The 24,789-nt window shown below is 39.6% G+C and carries 24 protein-coding genes; 20 read left to right on the plus strand and 4 right to left on the minus strand.

Annotated elements, in window-relative coordinates; translation table 11 throughout:
* Nucleotides 1-2 precede the first annotated feature (2 nt).
* The 16 genes from atpA to MKY71_RS03030 all read left to right on the plus strand — a co-directional run bounded on the left by atpA (nucleotide 3) and on the right by MKY71_RS03030 (nucleotide 13,916).
* Nucleotides 3-1,511 carry a F0F1 ATP synthase subunit alpha gene (gene atpA / locus MKY71_RS02955; RefSeq protein ID WP_339175143.1) on the plus strand — a complete coding sequence of 503 codons (1,509 nt, stop codon included), beginning with the start codon at nucleotides 3-5 and terminating at the stop codon, nucleotides 1,509-1,511.
* A 99-nt stretch (nucleotides 1,512-1,610) separates the two neighbouring features.
* Nucleotides 1,611-2,468 (plus strand): ATP synthase F1 subunit gamma, encoded by an 858-nt coding sequence (atpG, locus tag MKY71_RS02960; protein WP_339175144.1) that lies wholly within the window; start codon nucleotides 1,611-1,613, stop codon nucleotides 2,466-2,468.
* 48 nt (nucleotides 2,469-2,516) lie between these two features.
* Nucleotides 2,517-3,932 (plus strand): F0F1 ATP synthase subunit beta, encoded by a 1,416-nt coding sequence (gene atpD, locus MKY71_RS02965; protein ID WP_079524652.1) that lies wholly within the window; start codon nucleotides 2,517-2,519, stop codon nucleotides 3,930-3,932.
* Between the two features lie 23 nt (nucleotides 3,933-3,955).
* Nucleotides 3,956-4,363 (plus strand): F0F1 ATP synthase subunit epsilon, encoded by a 408-nt coding sequence (locus MKY71_RS02970; protein WP_339175146.1) that lies wholly within the window; start codon nucleotides 3,956-3,958, stop codon nucleotides 4,361-4,363.
* Nucleotides 4,364-4,491: 128 nt separating this feature from the next.
* On the plus strand, nucleotides 4,492-4,734 hold the full coding sequence (locus MKY71_RS02975; protein WP_339175147.1) for a DUF1146 family protein: 243 nt from the start codon (nucleotides 4,492-4,494) through the stop codon (nucleotides 4,732-4,734).
* Between the two features lie 367 nt (nucleotides 4,735-5,101).
* Nucleotides 5,102-6,403, plus strand: coding sequence for a UDP-N-acetylglucosamine 1-carboxyvinyltransferase (gene murA / locus MKY71_RS02980; protein ID WP_251689849.1), 1,302 nt, complete (start codon nucleotides 5,102-5,104; stop codon nucleotides 6,401-6,403).
* A 356-nt stretch (nucleotides 6,404-6,759) separates the two neighbouring features.
* The gene (gene spoIID, locus MKY71_RS02985) at nucleotides 6,760-7,662 is read left to right on the plus strand and encodes a stage II sporulation protein D (RefSeq protein ID WP_340731540.1); all 903 of its coding nucleotides are present in this window, start codon (nucleotides 6,760-6,762) and stop codon (nucleotides 7,660-7,662) included.
* 49 nt (nucleotides 7,663-7,711) lie between these two features.
* Complete coding sequence (locus tag MKY71_RS02990) at nucleotides 7,712-8,365, plus strand: M23 family metallopeptidase (RefSeq protein WP_339175149.1); 654 nt, start codon at nucleotides 7,712-7,714, stop codon at nucleotides 8,363-8,365.
* A gap of 149 nt (nucleotides 8,366-8,514) precedes the next feature.
* Complete coding sequence (locus MKY71_RS02995) at nucleotides 8,515-8,781, plus strand: sporulation transcriptional regulator SpoIIID (protein WP_008404436.1); 267 nt, start codon at nucleotides 8,515-8,517, stop codon at nucleotides 8,779-8,781.
* Nucleotides 8,782-8,972: 191 nt separating this feature from the next.
* Complete coding sequence (locus tag MKY71_RS03000) at nucleotides 8,973-9,965, plus strand: rod shape-determining protein (RefSeq protein ID WP_340731541.1); 993 nt, start codon at nucleotides 8,973-8,975, stop codon at nucleotides 9,963-9,965.
* 70 nt (nucleotides 9,966-10,035) lie between these two features.
* Nucleotides 10,036-10,878 (plus strand): flagellar hook-basal body protein, encoded by an 843-nt coding sequence (locus tag MKY71_RS03005; RefSeq protein WP_339175151.1) that lies wholly within the window; start codon nucleotides 10,036-10,038, stop codon nucleotides 10,876-10,878.
* A 181-nt stretch (nucleotides 10,879-11,059) separates the two neighbouring features.
* The gene (locus MKY71_RS03010; protein ID WP_339197533.1) at nucleotides 11,060-11,899 is read left to right on the plus strand and encodes a flagellar hook-basal body protein; all 840 of its coding nucleotides are present in this window, start codon (nucleotides 11,060-11,062) and stop codon (nucleotides 11,897-11,899) included.
* Between the two features lie 28 nt (nucleotides 11,900-11,927).
* Nucleotides 11,928-12,218, plus strand: a complete 291-nt coding sequence (locus MKY71_RS03015) for a DNA-directed RNA polymerase subunit beta (RefSeq protein WP_339197535.1) — start codon at nucleotides 11,928-11,930, stop codon at nucleotides 12,216-12,218.
* Nucleotides 12,219-12,419: 201 nt separating this feature from the next.
* Nucleotides 12,420-12,857, plus strand: a complete 438-nt coding sequence (gene fabZ / locus MKY71_RS03020) for a 3-hydroxyacyl-ACP dehydratase FabZ (RefSeq protein ID WP_340731542.1) — start codon at nucleotides 12,420-12,422, stop codon at nucleotides 12,855-12,857.
* 192 nt (nucleotides 12,858-13,049) lie between these two features.
* Nucleotides 13,050-13,433, plus strand: a complete 384-nt coding sequence (locus MKY71_RS03025) for a hypothetical protein (RefSeq protein WP_340731543.1) — start codon at nucleotides 13,050-13,052, stop codon at nucleotides 13,431-13,433.
* A gap of 105 nt (nucleotides 13,434-13,538) precedes the next feature.
* Nucleotides 13,539-13,916: a hypothetical protein gene (locus MKY71_RS03030; protein WP_339175156.1), complete on the plus strand. Its 378-nt coding sequence runs from the start codon at nucleotides 13,539-13,541 to the stop codon at nucleotides 13,914-13,916.
* 193 nt (nucleotides 13,917-14,109) lie between these two features.
* Here the strand turns inward: MKY71_RS03030 and MKY71_RS03035 are convergent, their stop codons facing one another.
* The gene (locus tag MKY71_RS03035; protein WP_340731544.1) at nucleotides 14,110-15,060 is read right to left on the minus strand and encodes a nuclease-related domain-containing protein; all 951 of its coding nucleotides are present in this window, start codon (nucleotides 15,058-15,060) and stop codon (nucleotides 14,110-14,112) included.
* A gap of 123 nt (nucleotides 15,061-15,183) precedes the next feature.
* Nucleotides 15,184-15,627, minus strand: coding sequence for a YwpF family protein (locus MKY71_RS03040; RefSeq protein WP_339175159.1), 444 nt, complete (start codon nucleotides 15,625-15,627; stop codon nucleotides 15,184-15,186).
* Between the two features lie 256 nt (nucleotides 15,628-15,883).
* Between MKY71_RS03040 and MKY71_RS03045 the strand changes: the two genes are divergently transcribed.
* The gene (locus MKY71_RS03045; protein ID WP_340731545.1) at nucleotides 15,884-16,294 is read left to right on the plus strand and encodes a single-stranded DNA-binding protein; all 411 of its coding nucleotides are present in this window, start codon (nucleotides 15,884-15,886) and stop codon (nucleotides 16,292-16,294) included.
* 172 nt (nucleotides 16,295-16,466) lie between these two features.
* Here the strand turns inward: MKY71_RS03045 and MKY71_RS03050 are convergent, their stop codons facing one another.
* Complete coding sequence (locus MKY71_RS03050; RefSeq protein ID WP_340731546.1) at nucleotides 16,467-19,220, minus strand: DEAD/DEAH box helicase; 2,754 nt, start codon at nucleotides 19,218-19,220, stop codon at nucleotides 16,467-16,469.
* Between the two features lie 53 nt (nucleotides 19,221-19,273).
* Complete coding sequence (locus MKY71_RS03055; protein ID WP_340731547.1) at nucleotides 19,274-20,848, minus strand: SWIM zinc finger family protein; 1,575 nt, start codon at nucleotides 20,846-20,848, stop codon at nucleotides 19,274-19,276.
* A 318-nt stretch (nucleotides 20,849-21,166) separates the two neighbouring features.
* Here MKY71_RS03055 and MKY71_RS03060 point away from each other — a divergent pair, with 318 nt between their 5' ends.
* The 3 genes from MKY71_RS03060 to MKY71_RS03070 all read left to right on the plus strand — a co-directional run bounded on the left by MKY71_RS03060 (nucleotide 21,167) and on the right by MKY71_RS03070 (nucleotide 24,231).
* A complete protein-coding gene (locus MKY71_RS03060; RefSeq protein WP_340731548.1) occupies nucleotides 21,167-21,646 on the plus strand; it encodes an IDEAL domain-containing protein in 480 nt (159 codons plus the stop codon).
* Nucleotides 21,647-22,028: 382 nt separating this feature from the next.
* Complete coding sequence (locus MKY71_RS03065) at nucleotides 22,029-23,297, plus strand: nucleotide sugar dehydrogenase (RefSeq protein WP_340731549.1); 1,269 nt, start codon at nucleotides 22,029-22,031, stop codon at nucleotides 23,295-23,297.
* A gap of 211 nt (nucleotides 23,298-23,508) precedes the next feature.
* Nucleotides 23,509-24,231 carry a WecB/TagA/CpsF family glycosyltransferase gene (locus MKY71_RS03070; protein WP_340731550.1) on the plus strand — a complete coding sequence of 241 codons (723 nt, stop codon included), beginning with the start codon at nucleotides 23,509-23,511 and terminating at the stop codon, nucleotides 24,229-24,231.
* The last annotated feature ends 558 nt before the right edge of the window (nucleotides 24,232-24,789 follow it).

A 24,789-nucleotide genomic window follows, 5' to 3' on the forward strand; every position in this document is an offset into this window, starting at 1 on the left:
ACATGGGCATCAAAGCTGAAGAAATCAGCAGTCTGATTAAACAGCAGATTGAAGGTTATCAATCGGAATTAAAAGTAAGCGAAGTAGGTACAGTTATCACTGTTGGTGACGGTATCGCTCGTGCTCATGGCCTCGACAACGCCATGGCTGGAGAGCTTTTAGAGTTCTCAAACGGTGTTATGGGTATGGCACAAAACCTAGAAGAAGGTAACGTTGGTATCGTAATTTTAGGAGACTACCTAGGCATCAAAGAAGGCGATGAGGTTCGTCGTACAGGTCGTATTATGGAAGTACCAGTTGGTGAAGAACTAATTGGCCGTGTTGTAAACCCACTTGGTATGCCAGTGGATGGATTAGGTCCAATCAACACAACAAAATCTCGTCCAATCGAAAGTCCAGCTTTCGGTGTAATGGCACGTAAATCAGTACATGAGCCATTACAAACAGGTATCAAAGCGATCGACGCTTTAGTACCAATCGGTCGTGGTCAACGTGAGTTAATCATCGGTGACCGTCAAGTTGGTAAAACATCTGTAGCGATCGATACTATCTTAAACCAACAAGGCGAAGATATGATCTGTATCTACGTTGCAATTGGTCAAAAAGAATCAACTGTACGTAACGTTGTTGAAACTTTACGTAAACACGGTGCATTAGATTACACAATCGTTGTAACTGCTTCTGCATCACAACCAGCTCCATTACTATACCTTGCTCCTTTCGCAGGTGTATCTATGGCAGAAGAATTCATGTTAGATGGTAAGCACGTATTAATCGTGTATGATGACTTAACTAAACAAGCATCAGCATACCGTGAACTTTCACTTCTTCTACGCCGTCCTCCAGGTCGTGAAGCTTACCCTGGTGACGTATTCTACTTACACAGCCGTCTACTTGAGCGTGCTGCGAAGTTAAACGAAACATACAAAAACGGTTCGATTACAGCGCTTCCATTCGTAGAAACGCAAGCGGGCGATATCTCTGCATATATCCCAACAAACGTAATCTCAATCACAGATGGTCAAATCTTCTTACAATCTGACTTATTCAACTCTGGTGTACGTCCAGCGATCAACGCCGGTTTATCAGTATCACGTGTAGGTGGTTCTGCTCAAATCAAAGCGATGAAAAAAGTAGCTGGTACATTACGTCTTGACTTAGCAGCATTCCGTGAGTTAGAGTCATTCGCTCAGTTCGGTTCTGACTTAGACGCAATCACACTTGCTAAATTAGAGCGTGGTAAACGTACTGTTGAAGTTTTAAAACAAGACTTAAACAAACCACTTAAAGTTGAAAAACAAGTTGCGATCCTTTATGCATTAACTAAAGGTCACTTAGATGATATTCCAGTACAAGACATCGTTCGTTTCGAAAACGAATTCTTAAGCTGGTTAGATACAAACCACACAAATGTTTTAGATCATGTTCGTACAACTAAAGAACTTGCTCCAGACGCAGAGTATGTTGAAGCAATTAATGCGTTCAAAAAGACTTTCGCTAAATCTGAGTAAGAATTGAACGGTTTTTCACGCACATTACTGTAGCGTGAAAAACTGGACAACTCTTTTTTAATAAGAGCTTGATAAAAATCTAAAGGTGGTGAAATACCAGTGGTAAACTTACGCGAAATTAAAGGTCGTATTAACTCTACAAAGTCAACGAAACAAATTACGAAAGCGATGCAGATGGTTTCTTCTTCAAAGTTACGTCGTGCAGAGCAAAATGCTAAGTCTTACGTTCCATACATGGAAAAAATCCAGGACGTAGTAGGCGCAATCGCAACAGGTACAAAAGACAGCGGACATCCAATGTTAACTACTCGTCCTGTTAAGAAAACAGCTTACTTAGTCATCGGTTCTGACCGTGGTTTAGCAGGTGCTTACAACTCAAGCATCTTACGTGAAGTACAAAGCACTATTGATAAACGTCACAAGTCGAAAGATGAGTACGTTGTTTTAGTAGTAGGTCGTGTTGTTCGTGATTACTTTGTAAAGCGTGGACACAATGTTATCGCAGATGTCGTTGCTCTACCTGATCAACCATCATTTGCCGATATTAAAGAAATCGCTCGTAATGCTGTTGGTATGTTCATTGATGGTACGTATGATGAACTTTATATGTACTACAATCACTTCGTATCTGCAATTCAAAACGAAGTGACTGTGAAAAAAGTTCTTCCTTTAACTGATATTGCACCTTCTTCAAGCAATGCTTCTTATGAGTTTGAGCCATCAGGCGAAGCGATTTTAGAAGTATTACTTCCACAATATGCGGAAAGCTTAATTTACGGCGCTTTATTAGACGGAAAAGCGAGTGAACATTCAGCGCGTATGACAGCAATGAAAAACGCTACAGACAATGCAAACGATCTTATTGCAGACCTTTCTCTACAATACAACCGTGCACGTCAAGCGGCGATTACACAAGAAATTACAGAAATCGTTGGTGGAGCTGCAGCCTTAGAATAGGCGCGCTCATCAACGTCGTATAAGAATACGATAGGAGGGTACAAAGTAATGAACAAAGGACACGTTCTTCAAGTAATGGGTCCAGTAGTAGACGTAAAGTTTGCTAATGGTCAATTACCAGACATTTATAACGCATTAACAGTTACAATTGAACGTCCTAACGAAGCACCGACTACTCTTGCATTAGAAGTAGCGCTTCACTTAGGTGACGATTCTGTTCGTACAATTGCCATGTCATCTACTGATGGTTTACAACGTGGAGCAGAAGTAACAAACTCAGGAGCACCAATCTCAGTACCAGTTGGTGAAGCTACATTAGGTCGCGTATTTAACGTACTTGGTGAAGTTATCGACTTAGGTGAAGAAATTCCTGCTGATGTTCGTCGTGATTCTATTCACCGCGAAGCTCCAACTTTCGATCAATTATCAACTACTGTAGAAATCCTTGAAACAGGTATCAAAGTAGTAGACTTATTAGCACCATACATCAAAGGTGGTAAAATCGGTCTATTCGGTGGTGCCGGTGTAGGTAAAACAGTATTAATCCAAGAATTAATCAACAACATCGCACAAGAGCACGCAGGTATTTCTGTATTCGCGGGTGTAGGTGAGCGTACTCGTGAGGGTAACGACTTATTCTTCGAAATGACAGATTCAGGCGTAATCAAACAAACTGCGATGGTATTCGGTCAAATGAATGAGCCACCTGGAGCACGTATGCGCGTAGCTTTAACTGGTTTAACAATGGCTGAGTTCTTCCGTGATGAGCAAGGTGCAGATGTACTTTTATTCATCGACAACATTTTCCGTTTCACACAAGCAGGTTCTGAGGTTTCTGCCCTATTAGGTCGTATGCCTTCAGCGGTAGGTTACCAACCAACACTTGCTACAGAAATGGGTAAATTACAAGAACGTATCACATCTACTACAAAAGGTTCTGTAACTTCGATCCAAGCGATTTATGTACCAGCCGATGACTATACTGACCCGGCTCCGGCTACAACTTTCGCCCACTTAGATGCAACAACTAACCTTGAGCGTAAATTATCTGAGATGGGTATCTATCCAGCGGTAGACCCACTAGCTTCGACTTCTCGTGCATTATCACCAGAAATCGTTGGACCAGAACACTATGCAATCGCAACTGGTGTTCAACGTACAATCCAACGTTACCGTGAGTTACAAGATATCATTGCTATCTTAGGTATGGATGAGTTATCTGATGAAGATAAACAAACTGTAGAACGTGCTCGTCGTATCCAGTTCTTCTTATCTCAAAACTTCCACGTAGCGGAGCAATTCACTGGTCAAAAAGGTTCTTATGTACCTGTTAAAGAAACTGTTCGTTCATTCAAGGAAATCCTTGATGGCAAATGGGATCACTTACCAGAAGATGCTTTCCGTCTAGTAGGTTCTATTGATGAAGTAGTAGCGAAAGCTAAAGAAATGGGCGTACAAGTCTAATTAGCTGACGAGGAGGAAAAAATATGAAGACAGTTACAGTCAATATTGTCACTCCCGACGGCTCAGTATACGATTCAGAAGTAACGATGGTAATCGCTAAAACGACTTCAGGTGAAATTGGTGTCTTAGCTGGCCATATTCCTATGGTTGCTCCACTTACAATTGGTTCTGTGAAGCTTAAAAAAGCAGACGGCACTACAGATGTCGCAGCGGTTAGCGGTGGTTTCATTGAAGTTCGCCCTGAAAAAATCTCGATTTTAGCTCCTTCTGCAGAAGTTGCTTCTTCGATCGATGTTGCCCGTGCTAAAGAAGCTTTAGCCCGTGCTGAAGGTCGCCTTCAAAAGAAACAAGATGACATCGATTTCCAACGCGCGGAATTATCTTTAAAACGTGCGATGAATCGTATCAATGTTCATGAGGGTAATATCTAATGTTTAACAAGCGGGCAGATTCTTTCTGCCTGCTTTTTTTATAGTCATGAAAAAAACACAGGAAGTTAAACTGGCTGAAACACAAATCGCCAATATTTGAGGTAAGGTGTTTAAAAGGAGCGGGGAAAATGGATTTATATGTCGAGGCTGGCCAACAAGCAATCGTTAATGTATTAGCATATATTATATTTATAGGAATTGCCCTTTATGCATTACAAGGACTAAGAATCGAACAATTATTTAAAAAAGGGAAAACTTTTCAAATTCAGCTCTTTTATATTTTGACGAGTATTGTTATTGGTTCAATTGTAGCGGATTTCTTTTTAAACTTTTTAAGATGGTCGCAAACGATTCCCTATATTTTTAGTTAGTACAGGAAATAGCTGCGGTTTTATTTCTTGTAAAGGGGAATAAATGTTTGTTTTCCACTACAAGAAATAAAAATTTCCTAGGAAATATTACAGGTTTGCAAAGTTACATGTTTTGGGTAGTTATTAAAGGAAGATACTTTTATGTGAAAATTTGTCTATTCACACTAAATAGTTACGCTGCGTATTATAATTTAATAGCCTTTTTAAACAAATTAGCTTAAAATAGTAATTTGGGTGCTTGAATTGCCGCCCTAATAAATGTAGTATATTTTTGTGTGTAAATTGAGTCAAATGAAGTTTAAAATAATTTAAGTTTAATTGAACTTATTCCTTTATTATATGAGAATTGAATTCGGAGGGACGAATTGTGGAGAGAATTATTGTTACTGGAGGTCAGACACTAAAAGGCACAGTACGCGTTGAAGGCGCAAAAAATGCTGTATTACCGATTTTGGCTGCTTCTCTATTAGCTTCTAAAGATAAAAATATGATTAAAGATGTACCAAACTTAGCAGATGTCGGTACGATTGGTGAAGTGTTAAAAAGTTTAAACGCGATTGTCGAATACGATGTCGAGAAAAATGAAATGATGATTGATGCCTCTATGAAGCTATCTAGTGAAGCTCAATTTGAGTTTGTAAGTAAAATGCGTGCTTCCATTTTAGTAATGGGTTCATTATTGGCACGTAATGGCTATGCACGCGTAGCATTACCAGGCGGCTGTGCAATTGGATCTCGTCCAATCGAACTTCATTTAAAAGGCTTCGAAGCTATGGGTGCAGAGATTTCCTTTGGACATGGTTATGTCGAAGCTAAAGTAAAAGGTGAACTAAAAGGCGCAGAAATCTATTTAGACTTCCCAAGTGTTGGGGCTACTGAAAACATTATGACAGCAGCATCTTTAGCAAAAGGGACGACGATTATTGAAAATGCAGCGAAAGAGCCTGAAATAGTTGATTTGGCAAACTTTATTAACGCTATGGGCGGCCGTGTAATTGGTGCCGGTACTGATACGATCCGTATCGAAGGCGTTAAAGAATTAAAAGGTTGCGAACATTATATTATTCCAGACCGTATTGAAGCCGGAACATTTATGGTAGCGGCAGCGATTACTCGTGGAGATGTTTTAATCGAAAACGCCGTACCAGAGCATATGACAGCACTAACTGCAAAAATGCGTGAAATGGGCGTAGAAGTTATCGAAGAAGATGAAGGCATCCGTGTGCGCGCAAATGACCCGTTAAAAGCGGTTGATATTAAAACGATGCCACACCCAGGTTTCCCGACAGATATGCAATCACAAATGATGGCATTAATGTTAACGGCAAACGGAACAAGTATCATCACAGAAACAGTTTTCGAAAACCGTTTCATGCATGTTGAAGAATTCCGTCGCATGAATGCTGATGCAAAGATCGAAGGGCGTTCTGTATTTATTGAAGGCGGCAAAAAACTTCAAGGTGCCGAAGTATCAGCGACAGATTTACGTGCAGCAGCTGCACTGATCTTAACTGGCCTAGTATCTGAAGGCGTAACACGTGTTACAAAGTTACACCATTTAGACCGCGGCTATGTCGATTTCCACAAAAAACTAGCTTCTTTAGGTGCAATGATTGAACGCATCGATTTAGAAGAAGAAGTATTACAAGAAATCGTTGTGACAGTTTAAAAACTAGATTCATATAAACATATAAAGTATTCAGAAAGTGAGATTTACGCTTTCTGGGTGCTTTTTTGTTTTTGGGGATTAGGATCGGATTGTAGAATGATTTTTGGAGAAAGTAGAACATAGCGCTGCAAAAGGAGAACGAAGCACTTTATAAGTAGAAAGTTCCGCAAGTAATGGAGAACAATCCACCTCAAAAGTAGAACCTGCCGCTAGTAAAGTAGAATAACCCCATTCAAAAGTAGAGTCCTTTTATATCTCACACTGTAGAACTACTCCCCAAATCCCGTTCCGCCAAAAATAGAAATTCTCTCTCCAAATTGAACTCATATTCTTCCTGTGTGTTCATATACTGTCTCATGAAAAAAATTATCATTTTCTTTATCATTGGCGTCCTATTGTTTTTAGTCCCATTCACTTTAAAATCTAAGAAACAAACCTCCATTATTGAACAAACAGAATCTACTTCTTGTCCTTTATTTATTAAAGTGAATAATACTGATGTTCCAATTGAAGATTATTTAATTGGTGTAATTGCAGGGGAAATGCCGGCAAGTTTTCATATGGAAGCATTAAAAGCTCAGGCGATTGCCTCCCGAACTTATGTATTGAAGCAGACCAATTACGGAAAAAAGCCGATTCTCACAACGACAGCCCATCAAGTTTACAATGATCAGCAATTACGAGAAGAAAAATGGAAAACTACTTTTGCCGAAAATGAAGAAAAAATAACAGAGGCCGTCAAACAAACCGCCAACCAAATTCTTACCTACAATGATGAACTGATTACAGCCATGTTTCATGCATCATCCTTTCAATATACCGAGTCCGCGGAAAACTACAGCGGAAATCCGATTCCCTACTTAACAGCAACCACTTCGCCTGAACAATTAAACCAAGAACAGACTACTTATACATTTGAAGAGATCAATAAAAAACTTAAACAGAATTTCTCGAAGGCTCAGCTTCAAAACGCAAAGCTGCAGCAAAATGACACAAACCGCATCGAGCAAATTACGATCAACAAAAAAACATGGTCTGGCAGAGAACTGCGCACACTTTTAAACTTGCGCTCAACGAATTTTACATGGGAACCGTCAGCAACCGGTATAACGATTAAAACTTATGGATACGGGCATGGGGTAGGTATGAGCCAGCACGGCGCAAATACGATGGCACAGGGGGGAATAACGGCGGAAGATATCCTTTCTCATTACTATCCATCGACAACAATAAAATCGATAAATTATTGTAAAAAATAATGTTTAACTTTCCAATTTCTTGTACACACTTCCATTTGAGGTGATGAATATGAGAGAAGTTAAACAAAAGCCTTCTCAGAAACCAGTTATGCAAAGACGGTGGTTTTGGCCGGCTGTATACGGTGGTATGGCAGTAATGATTGTGGCAGTTATTTTTAGTTTTAATGCATTGTACGAAAGTCAGAACGAGCAGGAATTGATGGAAGAAGTTTCTGCACCGGCCGATCAGTCGATTGTACCAACAACAGCGACTGTTACGGAATCTTTGAAGTATCCATTCAAAGAAGAATACTTAAATGAAGTAACGATTTTACAGGATTTTTATGACGTATCAAAAGATGAAGCGACACGAGAAAACTCATTGCTTGTATTTAATCAAGTGTTCACGACATCTACAGGCGTCTCTATCGCAATTAACAGCGAGCCTTTTGAAGTTGTTGCTGCAATGAGCGGTGAAGTGACAGAAGTAAAAATGGATGCATTTACAGGTAACAGCATTACAATTACACATCCAAATGGTATGCAAACACGTTATAACTCCGTGGCAGATATTCTTGTAAAACAAGGTGATCAAGTTACACAAGGCGATCAGCTGGCTACTTCACAAGAAAATGAATGGAATCCAAACATTGGCGTTCATTTACACTTTGAAGTAATGGAAGATGGTGTACTGGTGGATCCGAACAAATATTTATCCTTTTGATTATTTAGCGAAATGGATGAATTCGGATATATTTTTAGTAAGTTAACAACGAATCCTGCAATCTACTTCGAATAATTAAGAGCCTACTCACATAAGGTGAAATATTAAGAAGCAAGGCTCTTTAGATTAGACGTAGAGAGGGAGAGGACGTGCACGAACATATTCGGCAACGCTGCGTTCGTTTGGGTGAACTGTTGGTAGAGACAGGTGAAACCGTGCGTGCACTCGCGAAAATGACGGGATTCTCTAAAAGTACTGTACACAAAGATTTGACAGAGCGGCTAAAACAAGTGAATGAACCACTTGCGCTACAAGTACAACAAGTTTTAACCTATAACAAATCGATTCGCCATTTACGCGGTGGTGAAGCAACACGTAAAAAGTGGATTACAAAGCAACAAGAAAAAAGCATTTAGTCTGTTTTTATAACAACTAAATGCTTTTTTTAGTGCTTTTCACTTTATATTTTTACCATTTTAAACCATTATAAAGGAAAATCCTTCCCACAATATTGGTGTAATTCAACACTGTATATGATAAAATAACTAAGATAGACATATATAGAATCGTATGCATGTTCAAATGGGCGGAAGGAGAATAAAGAAACATGTTTTCTAAAGATATTGGGATTGATTTAGGTACTGCAAATGTGCTGATTCATTTAAAGGGCAAAGGAATTGTTCTGAATGAGCCTTCTGTAGTAGCGATCGATAAAAAAACAAATAAAGTACTGGCAGTCGGTGAAGAGGCGCGTCAAATGGTGGGACGTACACCAGGTAATATTATCGCAATTCGTCCATTGAAAGATGGGGTAATTGCAGATTTCGATGTAACAGAAGCGATGTTAAAACATTTTATCAATAAATTGGACGTTAAAGGTTTCTTATCAAAGCCGCGTATTTTAATCTGCTGTCCGACAAATATTACTTCGGTTGAGCAAAAAGCAATTCGTGAAGCAGCTGAAAAATCAGGCGGTAAAAAAGTTTATTTAGAAGAAGAGCCAAAAGTGGCAGCAATCGGCGCAGGTATGGATATTTTCCAGCCAAGCGGTAATATGGTCGTTGATATCGGTGGAGGTACAACGGATGTTGCAGTATTATCGATGGGTGATATCGTAACGAGCGAATCGATTAAAGTTGCCGGAGATGTATTCGATAATGATATATTGCAATACATAAAGAAACAATACAAGCTGTTGATCGGCGAACGTACAGCAGAAAATATTAAAACAACAATCGGTACAGTATTCCCTGGTGGACGCGATGATACGATGGAAATCCGCGGTCGTGATATGGTTACGGGATTACCGAGAACAATTGAAATCAATTCAGAAGAGATTGAGCATGCATTGCGTGAATCGGTTAGTATGATTGTACAGGCAGCAAAAGATGTCCTGGAAAAAACACCACCTGAATTATCGGCCGACATTATCGATCGGGGCGTTATTTTAACAGGCGGCGGCGCATTACTTCATGGCATCGATCAGCTGTTAATCGAAGAGCTGAAAGTACCTGTATTTGTTGCAGAAAACCCAATGGACTGTGTGGCAGTTGGGACTGGAATTATGCTGGACAATATCGATCGCGCGGTAAATAAATAAATTATATTACTTATAATTATCAGTTTTTGGTCGATAAATGATAAATACAGCATAATTAGAGGTGAATTGAGTGTTTAAAGGTTTTTATACAGTAGCTACAGGAATGGTTGCACAACAACGCAAAACCGAAATTTTAACGAATAATATGGCCAATGCCAATACACCAGGTTTTAAATCAGATCAAACGACAATCCGTTCTTTTCCGGATATGTTGATGTCGGCAGTAAATTCGACAACAATTCCGACTGAAAACGGATTTACATTAAAAAATCTTAATCCGGTTGGCGCGGTGAATGCGGGTGTTTATTTGCAGGAAACAATGCCAAACCAAGCACAAGGTCAGATTTATTCAACTGGTTTAAATACAGATATCGCGCTGATCAACAGTTCGATGCCTATTGACGAAACATCGGGAAATTCAGGACAAATTTTCTTCCGCTTAGAAAATGAATCCGGAACAGAAAGCTATACACGTAACGGGAATTTCACGCTGGACGGGCAGGGGAATTTGGTAAACCCTCAAGGACTATTCGTATTGGACGCGAACGGTGAACGTCTGCAATTTGATAACGACAATATTCGCATCAGTTCAGACGGGGCGATTTTTGACGAAAATGATGTACAGGTCGGAACATTAGGTGTCGCATTTTCTGAAAACCCGGACGTACTTGTGAAGCGCGATAATGGATTGTTTAATACATTGGATGGCGCCGATCTACCGTCAGCCTATGGACAGGAAAATGTCCAGTTTTCGATGCAGCAGCAATATTTAGAAGGCTCCAACGTAGATGCCTCTAAAGCAATGACAGATCTGTTAACGGCATACCGCGCATTTGAAGCAAATCAAAAAGTACTGCAGGCATACGATAAGAGTATGGAAAAAGCAGTTAATGAAATTGGACGAGTTAATTAAATAAAGTGAGTTGATTGGAATGAAGAGAAGGCGACTCCACCGGGAACAAGCCCGTGGGAGAGACTACAGGCTCGAGCCGGGCCCGGGGAAAGCGTCCGAATCGGAATGGAAATCAACTCATTCCTATAGCGATTATTTTCATTAGCTGTCGAATTTTCGTATAATTAAGGAGGTGCGGGAAATGTTACGTACAATGGTAAGTGCGACAAATACATTATCTCAAATACAGCATCAGTTGGACACAATCAGTACAAATATCGCAAACAGCAATACTACAGGCTATAAAGCACAGCAGGCAAATTTTACGGAAATGCTGTATCAGCAATTTAATAATGACGAATTAGACCGCACTGTCCGTGATACACCAGTAGGCATTCGTTACGGTGCCGGTGCACAGATCGGATTAATCCAATCCAATCAGGCACAAGGCTCATTGCAGGAAACAAACCGCGATTTAGACTTTGCCTTAACAAAAAAGAACCAATATTTTAATGTGTTAATGCAAAATGATCAAGGCGACGTGCGAACTGCATACACGCGTAACGGTAGCTTTTATGTAACACAGACTCAACCTGGCATCCTTTCACTCGTGAATAGTGACGGATATCAAGTAGCAGATGCAAATGGACAGCCAATTACATTCCCGGATAATGTAACAGGCTTTACGATGGATTCGGATGGTTCATTGGTGGCAAACTATGAAAATGGCACACCGCTAAAGTTCCAGCTTGGGATTTCTGAACTGCAAAAACCAAACGTAATGGAAAAACTGCAAGGCGGGACATATATTGGCTTGCCGGAAAATCTGGATGCACTTGGCTTCACGCAAGCGCAAGTACTGACAGATCTGCAAGGTGCCAATCGTCAAGTGGGCATTCAAAAAGGAGCACTTGAGATGTCGAATGTAGATGTATCTAAAGAGATGACAAATTTAATTCAAGCACAGCGTTCATATCAATTTAATACACGTGCGATTACAATTGCAGACCAAATGCTTGGGTTAATTAACGGTATTCGCTAAACGTGCGACATTGTTAAGGAGAAGTTTTATGACGAATGAGTTAGAAACACAGACGGAGCAAAATGAGCCTGCAGCCAAAAAGACGAGACGTCGCGTAAAGAATGTTTCGGAGCAGACGACAGATCAGCCTGTCGGTAAGGTCCGGCTTCGACTGATTCCTATCTGGCTACGAATCATAATCGTAATTCTATTATTTTTAGTAGCGGTAGTTGTAGGACTCGTTATTGGTTACAGCGTTTTAGGGGACGGCGCAGCATCCGATGTTTTAAAGTGGGAAACATGGCAGCATCTTCTCGATATTATAAATGGTAAGGAGTAGAGGGATTGTCGGGAAGCCATTTCCGAGCAATCCCTTTACAACGAATAAGCAAAAAAATTTAGTTTACTGAATTGGATTGGAGCAAAAGCCTGCTGAAATTCCAGGCTCTTTCTCCAATATTTGCAGCGCTTTACCAAAACATACATAAAAATAAATGAATATCTACATAATATTAAAGAGGAAACAAGGGGGATTTTTTTAATGTTAAACGCAGAGCAAATTCAAAATATATTACCACATCGCTATCCATTTCTATTAGTTGATCGCATTCTTGAAATCGAAGAAGGAAAGCGCGCACTTGGATTGAAAAATGTATCGATCAACGAAGAATTCTTTAATGGACATTTCCCTGGCTATCCAGTAATGCCGGGAGTCCTCATTGTCGAGGCACTTGCGCAAGTTGGCGGTGTTGCATTATTAAATGCACCTGAATATAAAGGCCGTCTAGTATTTTTAACAGGGATTGATAGTTGCCGTTTCAAGCGTCAAGTCGTACCGGGCGATCAGTTGAAGCTTGAGGTGGCATTTTTGAAATTGCGAGGACAAATGGGGAAAGGCCGCGGTACTGCAACAGTAGATGGCGAGCTAGTTTGTGAATGCGAGATTTTATTTGCAATTGGTCCTGTTCAGCCAAAATAAGGCAATTTGCAATTGAAACTCAAAGGTTATAAAATATAAAAGTTGAAGTAAATCTTTAACTTCTTTAAGAAGAAGTCTCCCAATGAGATAAGATAGGTGTGGGACGATTGCCAGTGTTCACCTTTTATGGGTTTTCATTTGCCTGTAAACAATGAGCGAAGTTTGGCTTTAAACGTAGGAGGTTTAAAATAGATGTATAAACAACTGTCTTCAGGCGTAAAAATTAGTATTACACGATCAATATCGACGTCGTTTGAAGCTTATTTAGCAAGCATTGGTTGGGATGAAGAAAAATTTTCAATGGAAGACTATATGGCAAGCTGGCAAAAGTATTTTAAAGAAAATGCCGCTTGGATTGATAAAGTGCCGGCAGACATTTTACTGAGTCCTGAATTTCATGAAGAAATTGCTAAGAAAATGGATGAAGTCATTGCTAAAATTTTAAGCGAAGAGCCAACAGAAAAGCAAAAGCAGGAAATCGCGGAATTACAGAAACAATTAGGTACAAATTACAAATTTGACTGTAAAGCCGAAGCTGCTTATGTTAAACAGCTCTTAAAAGATAAATTGAAATAAACCCTATTTTTTTGTAGGATAGATCCTTCTTTTCCCGGGCACTATATGTACGATCACTCGAAGTGATTGACTCATGATTGCATATGGGAAAGGAGGGAATTTTTTATGCGAAAATCAGCACTACTTGTCGCACTTTCGCTTGGTTCACTGTTATTTCTCTCAGCGTGTAATACAAATGACAACGCAGGGGATGACAATCTAGGAAACGACGTCGAAAACGGTGTTAACGATGTAATGGACGACACACGTGACGTTATCGACGACACGGTAGATACAGTCGATCCAGACGGCCAAAGTGGTCAAAACGGCAACAACGGGAACGTAAATGAGGGCACGATTCAAGACTCAAATGTCCCGGATGGTTCAAGCGGTCCGAATGGTGACAATGGCGCAACTGCACCAGGCGCTCCATCAGTAAACCAAGAAGACATCATCGAAGACCGTGCAGACCGAAAAGATAAAGACAAAGTGGATAATCACTAGTCGAAAGAAGGAATCAGTGTTCACTTAATTGTGGGCACTGGTTTTTTGTTTTAGTTGACGGGCAGGGTGGGGGCGAGTTATTCCTCACTTTAGTTAGGTTAATCCTCAATTTAGAATGATTAATCCTCAAAACGTTACAGTTAATCCTCACTTTAGACCAGATAATCCTAATTTCAACTTAATTAATCCTCAATCACAATTTTTTCTTTGACCAGGTTAAAATGTTCTCCGGAATAATGTAATATGTTCCTCTTTTAGTGCCATACTTATCAAAACCAAGTCTTGATAAAATATTCGAACACGTTTTAATACTTGCTATTCCAAAGAACTCACGGAATTGTCGGTTAGAAATTTTATCACCCATCAAGACTCGATAATGATAAAGAGTTTCAAAGAGAACATCCCGACTTTTCGCCCCACAAACAACGCATGTAAACGATCCGTAATGATAATTCATAACATTTTCATAATCACACTGTCTACAAAGAACGCCTTTCTTTAATCTGTCCAAACTAATGGAGCGGCGAGGGGGTAGGGCCTGATAAAGTCGATTCAAATTGGCAACGATCAGACTCATATTTGAATTGGAATTTGCAGGATTACGGTATATGTTTTCAATAAAGTTTGGGACGCCGCTAATGTGAAAAATCGGAAACTTCTCCAAGGATTCATCTAAAATAGCGTGCTGGTTTGCGATTACAACGGCAAAATACACTGGGATGGTAATCTGCCATTTTCGCAAACATTGTTCCAAAAATAGCTGATGCCGGTAAACTTGATCAAGGGGGTTACGGAAGTTTTCACGTTTTTCGTTGTGGATGCGGAAAAATTCATGCTGTGCGGGTTTATAAAATAAAACGCCGGACAGCAGTTTTACTTCAAAAATTACGATAAATAATGGCGTCACTAAAATAGCATCTATTTGATGGGAAAAGCCATTATCATTCATGCACTCAAAATTGTAGAAGATATGATGATCAGTTTTGAAGTAAAAATCGGATAGAGCTTGCTTCAATCTGTTTTCACCGAAAAATCCAGCCTCCAAGCGTTGAAACTCTTGCTGGATTGCACTAGCTTCCATATCATCAGACAAAATCCTTTTAGCTAATACTTCTATATAAAGATGATGCTTCGACTTCTGCATTACTTCACCTCCACCTAGAATATACGATGCAAGGTGAGGAAAGACAAATGCGCTCAAAAAGGTAATTTTAGAAAAAATTACGCATCAAATTTACCCTCCTAAAATTAAATTTAGTACAAAAAACTACTTTCCGCCCTCTTCATTATTTTTCTGTAATGAAGGGCGATTGCGCATTCCTTGGTCAAATGCCTCGAGTAACTCATCATTTCTCAATCCATCTTCAAGCAGCTGTGCCAATAACAGCTCGGCATATTTTTTGCGCTGTGCTTTTAAACGGCCTTTGATAAGGACCGATATTTTATCTCCGACTTTAGTGATCGAATGTACGACAACGGCAAATGGGGCAGGCTCATTGTCCGGCAACGAGATGATGGCACGCGCATCCAGCACTTCACCGGAAGTAACAAAGCTTTGAAAGAAATCGTAATATGTATCTGCTGTAAACAATTCTAAAATCCACATTTTATGGCTATTTTCCTGATTGATAATAATACCGTCTATTAAAGAAATTTCTTTGACTTCATCGTTTAGTAATAAATCAAAAGCAAGCATTTTAAAGGTTTTCACTTCTAAATCCCTCCATATTTTTCTTATGTAAAAGTATAACATACAAAAAAATGTGAAACTGCCAATTTCAGCAAATTGTAATATTAACTCCAAGTCCATTTACATCAGCATTCTCATTAAAATGAATGAAAAACCCTATAGGCGAAAAAGTATTTTTGAAGCAATATTTTGCGCGGAAAACTCAAATTCGTGTTTTGCCAAAAAAGCAGGGTTCGACTATGCTTTAATTAATTTCCGAAAGAAAGGAGGTCAATGAATGAATCATGTTGGGCTTGTAGGACGAACAACGAAAGATTTGGAGCTCAGGCACTTATCTGAAGGTAGGGTTCTGGCATACTTTAGCATTGCTACTAACCGTCCTTTCAAAAACAGTGAAGGGAAGGTTGATGCGGACTTCGTGCAATGTGTCGCATGGGGGAGGACCGCTGAATTGATGGCAAAATACTGCGGGAAGGGTTCGCTTATCGGTATTAAAGGGCGTTTGCAGTCAAGGACATATGTGAATCGTGAAAACCAGAAAGTATACACGATGGAAGTTCAAACAGAGGAAGTGCAGTTTTATGCATTAAAAAATCCTGGTAATGCCGAGAAATTCCAAACAACGTCCCCGATTTCCGAAGATTTCGTGCTCCCAGAACAAGAAATCAAACTCGTCCACCAACCGTAAACTTTCCCGTCTCCAATAAAAAAAATTCTACAGGAGGTGAAACGCCCAAATCTGCTGTCTGACCGCGCAGTAGTAACCATTCTTTCTCACAATCCTATAACAACTGAATAAAGTAGTGAAGTAAGCATAAAAAAGAGTCTACTTCATGGCGTAAAAGTAGACTCTTTTCAAATTATTTAATATTGGCCGTATCCAGAACGAGTAAATCCATCAGTTCCGTATCATCAAGTTCAGTCAGCCATTTACTTGATTGAATCAATTCTTCGGATAGGGCGGATTTCATTGCAATCATTTTATCGATTTTTTCTTCAATCGTACCAATCGTTACAAATTTATGCACCTGCACAAATTGTGTTTGTCCGATGCGGTATGCCCGGTCTGTCGCCTGATTCTCGACTGCCGGATTCCACCAGCGATCGGCATGGAGCACATGTGTAGCAGCTGTTAAGTTAAGACCTGTTCCGCCAGCTTTAAGCGACAGTAAAAATACAGGGAATTCGCCTGCCTGGAATTGGTCGACTAAATTGTCGCGCTGATTTTTCGGCATACTACCTGTTAAGAACGGAACCTCAACATTATAAAGCTCTGTTAAACAATGCTGAATTAAATTACCCATTCCGATATACTGTGTGAAAATTAAGCATTGTTCGCCATTATCGATAATTTCTTTTGTCATTTCAACAATGCGCTTCAGTTTTACAGAACGGGAAACCATTGTATTGGCCTCTTCAAAAGGTTCTTTTAAAAACAGGGCAGGGTGATTGCACAGCTGTTTTAATTTGTTCAGCATTTTTAAAATACGTCCCTTTTTCTCGAAGCCAGTGAGCTCTTCAAGAGTCGCTAAAGTATCCTGAATATAGCCTTCATAATGTGCCGCCTGCTCAGGAGTAAGAGCACAAAATTCAAGGGATTCCTGTTTGTCAGGCAAATTCAGCTGAAGCTCGGGATCGCGCTTTGACCGGCGTAGCAGGAACGGACGAATTTTCATACGTAAAACACGTTTATGGGATTCCGACTCTTCACGTTCGATTGGTGTAATAAAGTTTTCCGTAAATCTTGTGAAGCTTCCTAAATAGCCTTTATGGATAAAATCAAAAATGGCCCATAGCTCGGAAAGACGGTTTTCAACAGGTGTTCCTGTTAATGCAATATGATGCTCGCCTTTTAATTTCCGGATTGCACGAGACTGCAGTGTTTGCATATTTTTGATATTCTGTGCTTCATCCAATGCGACTGTTGCCCAGTCGATAAGCTGTAAGTCATCTGCATCCTGAGTAACCGTACCGTATGTCGAAAGGATAACATGTGGACGCTGTGTTGCGATATAGCTCGTCAAATCATCACCTTTTAAACGACGCGGCCCGTAATGTGTATAAACCTCCAGATCGGGAGCAAAACGTGCAAGTTCCTTTTGCCAGTTGCCGACAACCGATGTCGGACACACGATTAAAGTCGGTTTATCGATTTGCAGAACCGAAACGGTATGGAGCATATACGTAATAAGCTGAACAGTTTTACCAAGTCCCATATCATCTGCCAGACAAGCACCGAATTTCTGGTCACGCATGAAAACAAGCCATTCAAAACCTTCCTGCTGGTACGGACGCAGCTCGGCATGAAGCTTTGCAGGTACCGCGACTTTCGGCAGACCTTTTTTATTTTGCAGCTGTTCGATATACGTCTCCAAGGATTGTTGCATCTCAAACGCAAATAACGGGTCATCGCGCTCGGCATCATCATCCAGATCATCTTCTATGGGTGCTGTTAACGTTTCAGGCAGTTCACGGAATAGTAAATCGCGTACTGTCCAATTTTCTTCTTTTGCCTGTTCCATCAGTTCACGCATTTCATTGAGCCATTCTGCATCAATACGGAACCATTCCGTGCCGATACGGACAAATTCACGCTTTTCATCAACGAGTTTCTGGAAGGCTTCAGCGGAGATTTCCTCGCCATTCATCGAGAACTGCCATTTGAATGTCAAAATATCATCAAGTCCTGCAACACTGCGGGCTGATTGGTTATTGGCACTGACACGGACACGCATTTTCGATTGGCGGAGTTCTTTAAGCCACGCCGGTAAAATTACATCAAAGCCTAAAGCCTGTAACTTGGTAAGTTCAAGGCGTAAAAATTCACGTACTTCCTGATCATTGAATTGTGTATGAATAAACTGCGCACTTTCAGCATTTAATTGAATTAAATCAACTATTTGTTTTTGCAGCTCTTCAATGTCATTAGCTATCGCACTCCATTTTTTCGGCAGTGCATCCAATATCGGCAATTTCAGTTTTGATGAAGCAGGAGTCCAATGTTTTGCGGCATTCGGACTGATCAGCACCGTTTCCAACAACCAGTTCTCCTCATTTTCTTCTGGTTCACTTAAACGCAGTGCCACCTTTACACCATCAAATACATGGGAAGTTTGCATCGGCCAGCCGCCATTTTGGAAAAACGGAATGAGTGCAAGCGTATCTTCTTTAGATAGTCCAGCATCCATCAGTTTTTGTTCAACTGCATGCTGTAATAGATCATTGGCAAATGAAAAGCCTTCTTCTGTTACATTTGCCTGCTGCCAAAGCTTTGGGTCATTCCATAGCGGCAAAGTCGTTTGGATTGTCTGAAAGTGATTCACGGTTTCGTCATCATATGCAGCGAAATCCAAAAACGGATGTCGGTTTGCAGGTGACAGAACATCCAGTAAATGAGATGCCGATATGATTAAATCACGTTCTTCCAATGAACTGTGCAGCCCGTAAAAGCTTTGCTCAAATTTGAAAAAGAAAGAAGGAATCCAATTGGCTGTCGGTAAAATTAAATCATTTTTATTGTACGCCGTAGCGCGGAAGTAACCGGGACGCAGCTCGGAAAGCTTTATTCGAAAGACTTGTAGAAAGGGTAGCTTCGTATTAAATAAATATTGCATTGTATCGTTGCGCAGTTAACGCAATGTCACCTCCTATTAGCAAAATACATAATCTAGATGAGTAAATTGCTTTTATTTATCTCTTCTTGCAGTGCACGCAAACGTTTGTACTGCTGCTGCACGGCTTCAATATATGCTGTAAAATAGTCGAGCTTCCCGGCTTTTTTAGAAGCCGATTTCATGGCACGCCAAATGCGGACTGCCTGTTTGTAATTTTGCCGTGATTTCTGCTGAATTTCTTCCATCGCATAGAAATGGTAAAGAGGGAGCGCAGTTTCAGGTGACTGTGCGACAACGTCCTTTAAACCGCATTGATCCAAATAAGGAATCGATGAAGGATATAGCTGATGCAGTGCTATCCACTCGTCCAAACGATTTTGGCGCAGCAAATAGTTTGAAAATGACTCAATACCGTAACGCCCAAAAGAAGAGTACAGGGCGAGTTCCTCACTATCGCTTAGTTGAATTTGACCGTATAGTTGATCGAGCTTACGCGTAAATTTCTGACGACGTATCGGCAATAAGTTATCCTGCACAAACGTCTGTAAAAATGGAAGGGCCTTTTTTAAAATAACGGTTGCCTCATCAACAAAGTTTTTCTGTAAGGCATATTGGGCTATTTCGATAAACCCTTCCACATTTTCTTCATTCATCATTTCGACTGCTTGTTCCAGTTGTGACGGTGAACTTAATAAAATATAAAAAATGGATTTTACTACATTTAATTCAATATCTGTGTTGCTATCATCGCTTTGTTCCAAAAGAGCCAGTTCATTTTTTAAGTGCTTTTGTTCATTAAATAGCTTTGTCCAAAATTGCAAATACAATGACAGCCGGAATGCTGTTGCTCCTTTTTCAATAAAAAGGATCTCATGGACATTTTTCTGAATCGCATCAAAAAATGGTTCGGTTGCGAACAGCCTTGTCGTTTTACTTAACGTATCAATCGATCGCTGTATGCGGCTTAGCGTATTTTCCAAAAAGAACTGAACATAATGATGACTCAGATCTGTTTTCGTTTTGACTGCATGTAACAGAAAATGTTTTGAAACGGCGATATCCATAAACAAGTTAAACAGTTCCTGCCATTCCTGCTCATAAGGGCGGTGGCGCTGAAGCTTCGTACGAATATTTTCAATTAATCCGGATAACGTGTACGGCTCCACTGGCTGCGGACCTTTAATTGCATAATTAAGCACTTCGTCAGCCATCATCTGCCAGTTTTCCGGATTGCGCTCTGAAGCTAACGACTGGAGCGGAACGGATCTTTTAGAACGCCAAATAGAAAGCCATTGCTGCAGTGAAATAAAATACTGCGACAGCTTTAAAATAATGGCAAGTTGATGTCGGCACAGCTCCTTTTTAGGACAGCTGCAGCTAATCTGCCGTTCCGGGAAATTAATCGTCACTTCCGCTGTATTGACATCCTGAATTTGGCATACAAGTATTTGACTGAATCTTGAATAGTGCGGTGGCTTAATTGCCTGATTACGGACTGAGAACATGGCGCGTGTCACCAATTCTGCATCTTCATTTGCTGAAGGGAGAAGCTGTTCTTCAAAGGATTGTAATGTATGTTGAATAAAGTCTTTATGTGCATGGGCAATCTCGGAAAAAGATAAACTCAAAACGGGTTTCCCCTCCCTAATAATTAATTGCATTGGAAATTTTAACTTCCTTCAAGGTGAAGGAAGAAAAAAAGTCGTTCCTTCCATTATAATACGAATCCGGACAAATCGGTAATGTGAAGAGACATTGAATAAATTTTTTAAGCGAATAGCACTTTTTAAAAGGTTTGAAATGTGGAAAGTGTGGGGAAACTATAAGCAACAGAGAAATTGATTTAATATTCAAGAACACCTGAATGATTGCATCCATATGATAAATGAAATTAGGTCTTATGACTCGGATAAATGCCAACAAAAATAAGTGAAGGAGGAATTCCCATGATTCAAGTACAATTTATGAAGCCTTTTTATACAAAAATGACAGGCACGAAATTACGCTTAGTCTTTGCTTATCAATACTTTTCCATTACAAAAGATGAGGAAGTTTTTCATTTCATCCCGATTGAAGGAAAAGAAATGATCATTGACTTAAACTCACTGCAAGTCGAAAACTTATCGGAAGTTTTTGTATTCCAGCGTGGCAATCGTTTCGTACGTCTCCCGCTGTATCAACTTTTACTCGTATCAAATGTACATGAGTATTTAATGCCGATCATTGAAAATGTTTCAACCAATGTAACACCGATGAAAAATGAAGTGTCACCGGTATTCGATGAGGAAGTGGAAGGGATTGTGCGGGCTTTAGAAGAAAGCAATTTATCCCGTCTAATTGACGAAGCGCTCGAATCACGTGATGAAGCTTTATTCCACAATTTAATTGCGGAAAAGGAACGAATAACTGGAGGCTATGCATCGTGATTGCCCATTTAAACTAAACCCTGTTAGCTGATTTTAGCTAATGGGGTTTTTGTTTATTACCGATCATTTCTCACCAATTAGTATAACAATCCCTTTCAAAGGCAAAATTAATAGGAAAGCTTTCATCAAACTGCTTGAAAAAGAAAAACTATTTCACACAGCGAGCAGAAAGTTGTATACTGTAATGCAGGACTAATTTTCAAGCATTTACAGGCAACCATTTGAACATCCATTCCGTCTTATAATAAAACGGAATTTTGAAACTGTATTAAATGAAGTTATTTAATTAATTGATAACGAATGCAGGCAAAATGCGTGAAACAAATTATACAATAATCAAACAATGAGATATAGCTTTTTTGAAAGTGAAGGAGAAACGATCATGACAAAATCAATCTGTGTCGTTGGATTAGGATACATCGGTTTACCAACGGCGGTAATGTTCGCAAATCACGGCGTAAAGGTACACGGTGTTGATGTGAATCCAGCAGCTGTGAAAAGTATTCAGGATAAACAATTACATATTGAGGAGAACGGCTTACAGGAGCGCCTGAACAAAGCGGTCGATGAAGGCTTTTTAACGGCATCAACAACACCTGTCGCTTCGGATGTGTATATTGTCGCGGTACCATCACCGATTAATCCGGACAATACAGCGAATTTAGAATATGTTCGTCAAGCAACAGCTTCAATTGTACCTTTCGTGAAAAAAGGCGATTTAGTTATTCTGGAATCAACAGTACCACCAAAAACAGTAGAAAATATAATGCTGCCTGAATTAGTGAAATCTGGTTTAGAGATCGGAACAGAACTATTTGTAGCCCATTCTCCAGAACGTGTTATTCCAGGACGTATTTTTGAAGAGCTAGTAAACAATGACCGTATTGTTGGCGGGATTTCGCAAAAATCAGCAGAGCTTACGAAAGAACTGTACGAAACATTTGTTAAAGGTACGATCCATTTAACAGATGCAACGACAGCTGAATTAGTAAAAGTAATGGAAAACACGTACCGTGATGTGAACATTGCATTTGCAAACGAATTAGCTAAAATGGCTGAGAAGTTAGATGTGAACATTTGGGAAGCGATTAAATTTGCGAACTATCATCCACGTGTAAACGTCCATTTCCCGGGACCAGGTGTAGGCGGTCACTGTATCGCGGTCGATCCTTGGTTCTTGGTTGAGCTAGGCGGGGAACAAGCCCAAATCATTCATTTATCACGTAACACGAATGACTCAATGCCAAGCTTCACAGCACAAAAAACACAGGCGATTTTAAACAAAAACGGTATTGCAGGCGCAACAGTTGCTACATTAGGTTTAGCGTTCAAAGGAAATGTAGATGATATGCGTGAAAGCCCATCGACAATCGTTATTGATGAGTTAGAAAAACTAGGCTTAACTGTCGTTTCACATGACCCGCACATTAAGCAAAACAAACACAAAACACAAACACAAAGCATGCAAGAAGCGTTGGAGCAAGCGGATATTTTAGTGTTCCTGACAGATCACAAAGAATTTAAAGAGCTGGATCCGTCAACATTGAACGCAAAAAGTAAAATCGTATTCGATACGAAAAACTGCCTAAACCGTGAAGCATGGGAAAAAGCAGGCTTCCAGTTCCACTTACTTGGAGATGCGAAGAACTAATATTGTAAACATGGCAGTACGTCTAATCGTACTGCCTACTGTTTTTTATCTTCATTCAGCAGGCGTTTAAACGCCTGTTGAATGAAGATAAACTCCTGGTGGATGTCACAGATTTTTTAAAGGATGTTTTTTGAGTGAACTCAAAAAAATCTGTACGCAATTACGCCGAGGCGTAATTGATTGATGGAATATAAAGAAGGGAAGACTATATATGAAAGAAACCGTACTCGGCATTCAAGTAAATACCGAAAGCTATGATGAATTACTTCCGAAAGTATTTGATCAAATTGAGAAACAGCAAAAATCGTTAATCGTAGCTATTAACCCGGAAAAGATTATTAAAGCAAAAGAAGACCCGGCATTAAAGACACTCCTTAATAACGCGGAGTTTCAAATTCCGGATGGTATTGGCGTTATTTTGGCGTCGAAAATCCAGAAGGGTCAAATTACATCACGTGTAACGGGTGTAGATATGATGCTCCGCTTATGTGAGGAAGCAGCCCAGCGTAAAAAGCCTATTTTCCTTTATGGAGGAAAACCGGGAATCGCAGATCAGGCCGCTAAGAAATTACAAGAACTCTATCCTTCTATCCAAATTGCCGGCACTCAGGACGGTTATGAAAAGGATAATCAAAAAGTTATAGATAAAATTAATGAAGCAAAGCCCGATTTATTATTTGTTGCGATGGGGTCGCCAAAGCAGGAAAACTGGATTAATGCAAACCGTGATCAGCTTCACCCAACAATTTATCAAGGTGTTGGTGGTTCATTTGATGTATTGGCAGGTAACGTGAAAAGAGCACCAGAAGCTTTCCAGAAAGTGGGGATGGAGTGGTTTTACCGTTTAATGAAGGAACCGCACCGGATAAAACGTCAAATTGCTTTGCCATTATTCTTGCTAGAAGTAGCACGTGGAACGAAAAACAACAAGTAAAAGAAAAAAAATAGTGTAATCTTTGTAATATTTGATTGTTTATTTGTAATGTTAATGATACACTAAATTCAGTAGTGAGATTTCCTCTACGATATATATTAAATTTTAACTTTTCCCTGCAAGGAAAAACTCGGTTGGTAGCCCGAGAAAAAGGCTTTAGCATTTATATGCTAAAGCCTTTTTCTTTTTTTATTTTTGTCGAATTTTAGCGAACTGGTTCTATTAATACGTATCGTTCATAGACTAATCGGGTAGGAAAAAATTTGGTTATATAAATAATAACTATATTACAAAAGTAATATATTAGTAATATATGTAACCTGATAATTTTATTTAAACCATTGGTATTATTGTATTTTATAACCATAAAATTATCTACCTTTTCAAAGTAAACCATTAATTACCATGTTTTATAGTTATATTTAAATAACAATTGGAATTTATTGGTGAAGAAAACGTTGTCTTTATGAGTATATGTATGTCATAATTAAAGAAATTTTAAGTTATCTGAATATATTTACGTATTAATCTTTTATAACTGTAAAAACAGGTTAAATG

It is taken from the genome of Solibacillus sp. FSL W7-1324 (assembly GCF_038008025.1).
Classification (GTDB): Bacteria; Bacillota; Bacilli; order Bacillales_A; family Planococcaceae; genus Solibacillus.

Bases quoted from the DNA above. Each gene is read 5' to 3' on its own strand.
- atpA (WP_339175143.1), top strand. From the start codon at position 3: ATGGGCATCAAAGCTGAAGAAATCAGCAGTCTGATTAAACAGCAGATT.
- atpD (WP_079524652.1), top strand. From the start codon at position 2,517: ATGAACAAAGGACACGTTCTTCAAGTAATGGGTCCAGTAGTAGACGTA.
- MKY71_RS02970 (WP_339175146.1), top strand. From the start codon at position 3,956: ATGAAGACAGTTACAGTCAATATTGTCACTCCCGACGGCTCAGTATAC.
- MKY71_RS02975 (WP_339175147.1), top strand. From the start codon at position 4,492: ATGGATTTATATGTCGAGGCTGGCCAACAAGCAATCGTTAATGTATTA.
- spoIID (WP_340731540.1), top strand. From the start codon at position 6,760: ATGAAAAAAATTATCATTTTCTTTATCATTGGCGTCCTATTGTTTTTA.
- MKY71_RS02990 (WP_339175149.1), top strand. From the start codon at position 7,712: ATGAGAGAAGTTAAACAAAAGCCTTCTCAGAAACCAGTTATGCAAAGA.
- MKY71_RS03000 (WP_340731541.1), top strand. From the start codon at position 8,973: ATGTTTTCTAAAGATATTGGGATTGATTTAGGTACTGCAAATGTGCTG.
- MKY71_RS03010 (WP_339197533.1), top strand. From the start codon at position 11,060: ATGTTACGTACAATGGTAAGTGCGACAAATACATTATCTCAAATACAG.
- MKY71_RS03015 (WP_339197535.1), top strand. From the start codon at position 11,928: ATGACGAATGAGTTAGAAACACAGACGGAGCAAAATGAGCCTGCAGCC.
- fabZ (WP_340731542.1), top strand. From the start codon at position 12,420: ATGTTAAACGCAGAGCAAATTCAAAATATATTACCACATCGCTATCCA.
- MKY71_RS03025 (WP_340731543.1), top strand. From the start codon at position 13,050: ATGTATAAACAACTGTCTTCAGGCGTAAAAATTAGTATTACACGATCA.
- MKY71_RS03030 (WP_339175156.1), top strand. From the start codon at position 13,539: ATGCGAAAATCAGCACTACTTGTCGCACTTTCGCTTGGTTCACTGTTA.
- MKY71_RS03035 (WP_340731544.1), bottom strand. From the start codon at position 15,060: ATGCAGAAGTCGAAGCATCATCTTTATATAGAAGTATTAGCTAAAAGG.
- MKY71_RS03045 (WP_340731545.1), top strand. From the start codon at position 15,884: ATGAATCATGTTGGGCTTGTAGGACGAACAACGAAAGATTTGGAGCTC.
- MKY71_RS03050 (WP_340731546.1), bottom strand. From the start codon at position 19,220: ATGCAATATTTATTTAATACGAAGCTACCCTTTCTACAAGTCTTTCGA.
- MKY71_RS03060 (WP_340731548.1), top strand. From the start codon at position 21,167: ATGATTCAAGTACAATTTATGAAGCCTTTTTATACAAAAATGACAGGC.
- MKY71_RS03065 (WP_340731549.1), top strand. From the start codon at position 22,029: ATGACAAAATCAATCTGTGTCGTTGGATTAGGATACATCGGTTTACCA.
- MKY71_RS03070 (WP_340731550.1), top strand. From the start codon at position 23,509: ATGAAAGAAACCGTACTCGGCATTCAAGTAAATACCGAAAGCTATGAT.